The 6,547-nt window shown below is 50.2% G+C and carries 3 protein-coding genes; 2 read left to right on the top strand and 1 reads right to left on the bottom strand.

The features are described from left to right. Together AC0YN3_RS31170 and AC0YN3_RS31165 are read left to right on the top strand one after the other, a co-directional pair. The coding region (locus tag AC0YN3_RS31170; protein WP_475778773.1) for a hypothetical protein at positions 1-187 on the top strand (187 nt) is incomplete at its 5' end. Positions 188-796: 609 nt separating this feature from the next. Next, complete coding sequence (locus tag AC0YN3_RS31165; protein WP_475778772.1) at positions 797-2,347, top strand: diguanylate cyclase domain-containing protein; 1,551 nt, start codon at positions 797-799, stop codon at positions 2,345-2,347. A gap of 61 nt (positions 2,348-2,408) precedes the next feature. Here AC0YN3_RS31165 and AC0YN3_RS31160 read toward each other — a convergent pair whose 3' ends face one another. Continuing rightward, a complete protein-coding gene (locus tag AC0YN3_RS31160; RefSeq protein WP_475778779.1) occupies positions 2,409-6,398 on the bottom strand; it encodes a DUF5695 domain-containing protein in 3,990 nt (1,329 codons plus the stop codon). Positions 6,399-6,547: the final 149 nt, after the last annotated feature.

Raw genomic sequence — 6,547 nt, 5'->3', positions numbered from 1 at the left:
TCCTTTGAATCAACTTGAAAAGGTTGGAATCCCTTCACAAAAACGACCGCTGACGCTTCTCCAGAATCATTTACATGCTCCGTTTACCAATGCAATATACCCATTGTTATTTAGGCTAAACGGCAAACTGCGCATAAACTGCACATTAAATGTTCTTCCGATCGTCATTGCTCAGGGATTCCTTTGAATCAACTTGAAAAGGTTGGAATCCCTTCACAAAAACGACCGCTGACGCTTCTCCAGAATCATTTACATGCTCCGTTTACCAATGCAATATACCCATTGTTATTAAGGCTAAACGGCAAACCGCACATAAACTGCACATTTAAATGTTCTTCCGATCGCCATTGCTCAGGGATTCCTTTGAATCAACGGGGAAAGGTCGGAATCCCTTCACAAAAACGACCGCTGACGCTTCTCCAGAATCATTTACATGCTCCGTTTACCATCATTTGCTGATGAAGCGGCAAGAAACCGAAAGCAAAAATAGGGGCTGTCTCCAAAGTCGTAGATGACTGAGGGACGCCCCTTTTGGACGACCAGATTTTTAGGTATGCTTATCCTGGTAGAGAGCCGGATTTTGCCCCAAACTTTCCTGCAAACGCCCCTATGCCAGCATAGCAGTCTTTTCTATCTACTATTTTCCAACATTTAATTCACTTAACGGTTAGGTTAACCGATATATAATTTAGGTAAATAGACCTAGCAACCAAAGATCAACGATGCCCTTTCAAAGAGGCCGAAGCGGCTGCTTCTCATGGAGATCATCCATGTACATTCTAGAGGAGGAAGACTCGTGCACCTTAGCTTCAAAGCTAAACTGATGACCATTATGGGCATTTTCAGCATTTTGCTGACTCTCAGCGTGTCTCTGGTGAACCAACATCGGTTAAAAAATAATTTAATAGCGAGCTATGCCACAGAATCAGCTCTAGTCGAAGATACCGTCGTCACTGCCGTATCGGCAGCCGATAAAGCGTTTCAACTTTCTGACAAAGACATTGAAGCTGAAATGAAAGCTCATTCCGATAAACTGCTGCACAAATACCGCGAGCAGCCCGACGTCTCCACATGGAATTACCAAGCGCTCAAAGAAGAAACTGCCGGCATGGATATTTATATGATTGACCGCACCTTGACCGTTCGCTATAGCAGCTTCCCGCTGGATGTCGGGATGAATTTCAGGGATACGGGGGGCACGCAATCCTCCTTCGCGCAGCTGCTGATGGATAGGCTTAACGGCAACCATTTCTCCGCAGACGGAATCGATCAGGAATCCAATACGGGAATGCTCCGCAAGTACAGCTATATGCCTACCCCCGACCATAAGTATTTAATCGAGCTGGGCCTTTATCTGGATGATAATCCTGTTTTCCAAAGCTTTAATTTCCTTGAGATCAGTAATGCCCTTATCGAAAAATACAGCTATATCAACGATATTACCGTGTATACGACAACCGGAAAATCAGTGGGCAAAAAAGGCGAGAACGGCAAATCCCTCCTTGTATCCAACCAAAATATCCCTGCTTTTAATTTGGCGCTGAAAGAAAGCGCCGTACGGGACATCAAGGGGGAGAGAGACGGTAATCCAGTCACCTACCGCTACGTTCCATATACCGTTCAATTCGACACAGAGGTCAGCCGCTTCACCGATCAACGGATGATTGAAATTGTTTATAACGATTCCGAGCTCCAAAACAAGCTGCAGCAAAACAATCAAATTTTTCTGCTGCAGCTGTTAGCTACCATCGTCATTGCGCTTATGATCTCGTACTTTATTACCAAATTAGTAGCCAAACCGATGTATCTGGCTTCCCATGACTTATTAACGGGCCTCTCCAACCGAGCGGCATTCGAGAACGCTCTCGATTCAACCATCGCCAGAAGCAAGAGAAAGCAGCATAAAGCGGCCCTTCTCCATATCGATCTCGATAATTTCAAACGGGTGAATGATACGCTTGGGCATGACGCGGGCGACTCCTTCCTCATCGAGGTCGGCAGACGGATTCGCGCGGCCGTCATCAACCCCAATCATGTTACCGCTCGCCTTGGCGGCGATGAGTTTGTCGTTATTCTCAACCAGGTGGATGATACGCAGCATGCTTTGGATGTTGCGAACCATATCATTCAGGAGCTCAAGCGTCCGATTGAAATCAAAGGGATTAATGTCATCAATGATCTAAGCACAACCGTTTCTATCGGCATTGCCGTTGCGCCTGAGCACGCTCAGGACTCCGAAGAGCTCTACGCCTGTGCCGACAGAGCGCTTTACCATGCCAAGCGCAGCGGCAAAAACACCTTTAGCGTTTACGATGAAACAACGATGCAGGTTGCTATCGTGCAATAAAACATGATACATAACAAAGCGCGGCCCTCGATTATACTCCGAGGGCCGCGCTTGTTTCTTATTAGCTGCCGGTCACTTTCCAGGAAGAGATGCCTGTTGAAGCAGTCGCCTTCGCCGTGACGTTCAGCCGAAGCTTGTTCGTTGAGACCGGTGTGAACGTTGTCGTGTTGTACTGGTTAGCGAGCAGTCCTAGTCCGGACGGGCTTGCGACGTTGACCCAAGCGGTCCCATTCCAATATTGAATCGTGTAAGACGCTGGCAGATCCAGTCCTCCGCCGTCCGTGAACCAATACACGTCTACGCTGGAAATCGTATAGTTTTGCGCAAAGTCGTATTGCACCCACTGCGTCGTGTTCGGGTTATTCCAATTCCCGTAGATGGGATGGCCGCGGTCCGTTGAGCTGGTTGGCGAGTAGCCGTCGTTAAGGCCAGCCAAGCTCTCCCAAGCAGATACAAAGGAAGTGGAAGCCGTTCCGAGCGGCGCTATATTGCCAGAGCTAGTCGTTCCGTTGAACAGTGTTGCCAGTTCCGTTGCGCTCAGCGCTCTGCTGTAGATTCGGAAATCATCTACCGCTCCGTCCAAGTAAGGATCGGAATATTGTGATTTGCCGATATAGTTCTGCGTTGTACTGCCGAGGCTCGACGGCTTCAGCGTCATTGCAGTGTTGGATGCTACTTGTACGCCGTCTACATAAAGCCTTCCCGTCGTGCCGGAGAGCGTAACCGCAACATGCTTCCATACGCCGGTCGGCAGAACAGGCGCATTCAGCTGCTGCTCCGATCCGTTCCCGCTTGTCGTAATGCTGAATCGCATGCCGGATCCCCCAACCTGCGGAGCCAGGAACATGTAGTTGCTCGTGCCTGTGCCGAAATCAAAGATGCGGCCCCAGTCGCTTAGCGTATCGATCTTCACCCACGTCGCGATTGTGAAATCGTTAACCCCGCTAACAATGCCCGTCGGCAAGCTTGCATAAGCGTTCGTACCGTTCAAATTCAGCGCATTTCCGGCTTTTCCGGCTGCCCATGACGTACCTCCGCTAAGCGCTGCATGCTTGCCGTTGCCCGATGCGTCGCTCGCGGACGTTCCGCTCGTTTCGTTAAACAGATAATTCGCGATAACCTCCGGAACCGGAACGGCCGGATTGACCGTATGGGTTACTGTGTCATTTGCCGTCAAGGCTCCGTCGCTCGCCGTCAAACGGAATACGTAAGTACCCGCAGCGGATACGGTTGCCGTCGTATTTACAGCCCCCGCGTTGGCAAAAGAAGCTGTTCCCGGACCGCTTACGAGCGTCCACGTTTGCGTGACCGTGCCGCTCGGCAATCCGTCATCCGTTACCGTACCTGTCAGCGCTACTGCTGCAGGAAGCGTAAAGGTTGCATTCGCGCCCGCATCAACGGCTGGAGCCGTGTTCGGAAGCGGCGTGCCTTGCTGCAAGCTGATTGCATAAGTAGCTGCCGTGCCGATGCTCAAGCTGATTGTCGCCGCGCCATTGGCAGCAACATTGACAGATCCAGCCGCCACGTTATTCACAAGGATGTTATACGAACCCGCAGCCAGTCCTCTGAACGTCGCTTTGGTCGTATGGGCCGTGCCTGGCGTCGAGCTTTTCAATGTGAAATTCAGCGCGTTTTTCGCTTTGTTCACGGTAGCAGTCGTATACTTATCCCGCTCCAGCTCCATGCCGAATTTCTCCGTAATCAGGTTCAGGCGCTGGAACACGCCATCCTTCGGTACAACCGTGTAAGCTGTGCTGCTATCCGTAACTTCGCAGCCATAGCAGTACACGCCGAATATAGGGTCAACTGCAACGTCAGCGCTCAATATTTTGATCGCTCCGAACAAACCGAGGTCGGCCTCGCCGGACATGCCTCTCCAACCGTTCTGAAGCGGGCCTCCGCCATGGCCAAGAGCCGGATAGTTGCCTTTCTCCGCTTGGTACGTCCAAGCAACGGCACCGATATCAGCAGGATCCGAACTGATTTGGCCGGAGTTGATTGCGCCTACGTTTGCGATTTTGGCTGCATAGGACAACCGCTGCTCTACCTCGGGATTCGTAGAGTTATTGCGAATCCAATCATCCATCGCATAACCTGCCAGCGAAACGGTGTATTGAAAGTTCCACCAGTTCTCCCCGGTAATCGTTACCGGATCGGTATAGTAATACCAAATCGGCATATGGCCGCGCGCAGCCCGTGTCTTCGCATTGATCTTGCTTTTCATTGTATTGTTGTTGTTCATTTTCGCGAGCGTATAGACAGCTTCCTCGCCCGTATTGTCATAGTTATATTCAGAACCGTAAGGATAGGTTGTATTCGCAAAGTTGTTGTATTTGGTTGCCATCTTGGCAATGAGGTTATTGGCTTGGGTGGTATAGCCTTCATCTTGCAGCGCTTTGATAATCTCAGGGGTCGTAAGTTCGCCCATTAGCCCTGTGTTCCAGTTGTAAGCCACGCCTGATCCGTATAGCGCATTGAAAATATTGTAGGCCCGGAGCAGGTACGTGTTTTTCGGATTGTCATACGTAATCAGATTCGGGTAAAGCTTAGCAATCTTATACATGCTGAAGTAGGTGTTGTAAATGTGGGGATACGCGTAACCCCGGTATGTCGGCGTATCATTGGGTGCAGGCATCAAGAAGTCATGGATCAAGTAATCGGTCTGATGCTCGCCCATCAAATTGGTCCAAATCGCAACGGTTAAATAATCGTCGACTGCCTGCACCTCGGAAGCTACGGGAGTCTGTACGTTTTTCTCCGCCAGGAACTGGCCATGCGTTAAGCCCCAATCGTCTCCCCAGCCCCAGTAGCCGTTGAATACGTTCCGCTTCGAGTTGGAATCCATCATCCAATCATCGAATACTTTGTCGCGGAGGTCGCCCGGCACGTTCCATTGCGTGCTGTTCACCATAAACGTGGAATGCCGCTGCAGCGCTGCGCCTACCGGCTCAATTGCATAAAATTGCAGAACCGTTTTCTCGCCGTTGCCATAGCTCACCGTCACGTTATTCGGTCCGAGCTTGTTCATTTGGATGGAGTAAATCTTATGGTTCGTTCCCGTTGTGCCAAGCGATGTGATCGTCGTATCGGACGGGAATTGCGCCGTAACGGAATTGATTGTTTTGGTTGTGCGAAGATCGAACTTTGCCGTCTGGTCCGTCGGCACGATCATGCCGGGAACGACCGTTACGTCGATATGGCCTTCATTGTAAAGGCGATCCTTCACTTCGTTCTCGCCTGTCACTTTGAAAAATTTAAAGGCATAGGTTTTGCTTGCGCCTGGCGCAAGCGTCAAGCTTGTATTCGGAAGGTACCCACGATTGGTACTTTTGATGACATTGGAGTGGATGTAGAAAACGTTCAAGCCTTCGATCCATCCGCCTTGATCCATTGCCCATTTGCTGCCCGGATGCTCTTCGATTCTCCAGCGATCCTGGTATTCGAAGCCTGCGCCCGTGCTCGCGTCCGGCACCATCAATAGGGAAGGGCCGATTCCGCTTGGGCGGCCAGCCGTGATATAAGAGCTGTTATTGCCGACGAAGGAGTGGGTAAGCACCCGTGTCTCGTAGATTTGCTCGTTGCTCCCGCCTGACCAGAATTCATTGAAAGGAAGCGGCAAGCCGACATCCCCGAATTCAATCGCTTGGGTGCTTGTATTGGTCAGTTCGATCTGCCAGAGGAAATAATCGCTTACTAGGGAATACGTATTGACCAGCTTAAAGTTTTTCACGCCGTTCGCGTTCGTTGAGTTCTGGTACGTAACCGTCACGGTGTTGCCGCTTTGCGACTGCGTTCTGGCATCCGTTGAGCTCTGCGTCATTGCGGTTTGCCACGCGCCAGTGCCGAAGCGGTATTTGAACATCAGCTCCCCAAGCCACTGGTGATCGGCTGTATTCTGGTTAGGTGTTACCGTCGGATTCATGACATACTGCGTATTGAACGTGTCGCCTACCAGCCTGAGCGAGTTGATCTCGCCGTTCGTTCCGGTAGTAATATTGAAATTGCTGTTTGATAACGTATAAGCGAACGCCAACTGCGGGTAAAAAACCATAAATAAAGCGGTTACAAAAAAAGATGCGGCAAGCATAAGCATTTTTCTGTTAAAAGGTAGAGCTTGTATCCTCATTAATGATGCCTCCTATAATGGATTGTAAGCAGCCTTTTTGTCTACACATGATGACCAGCCTTTGTTTCAAACGG

This window comes from Paenibacillus sp. J22R232, assembly GCF_056269165.1.
This window is presented reverse-complemented; position numbering and strand designations above follow the sequence as displayed.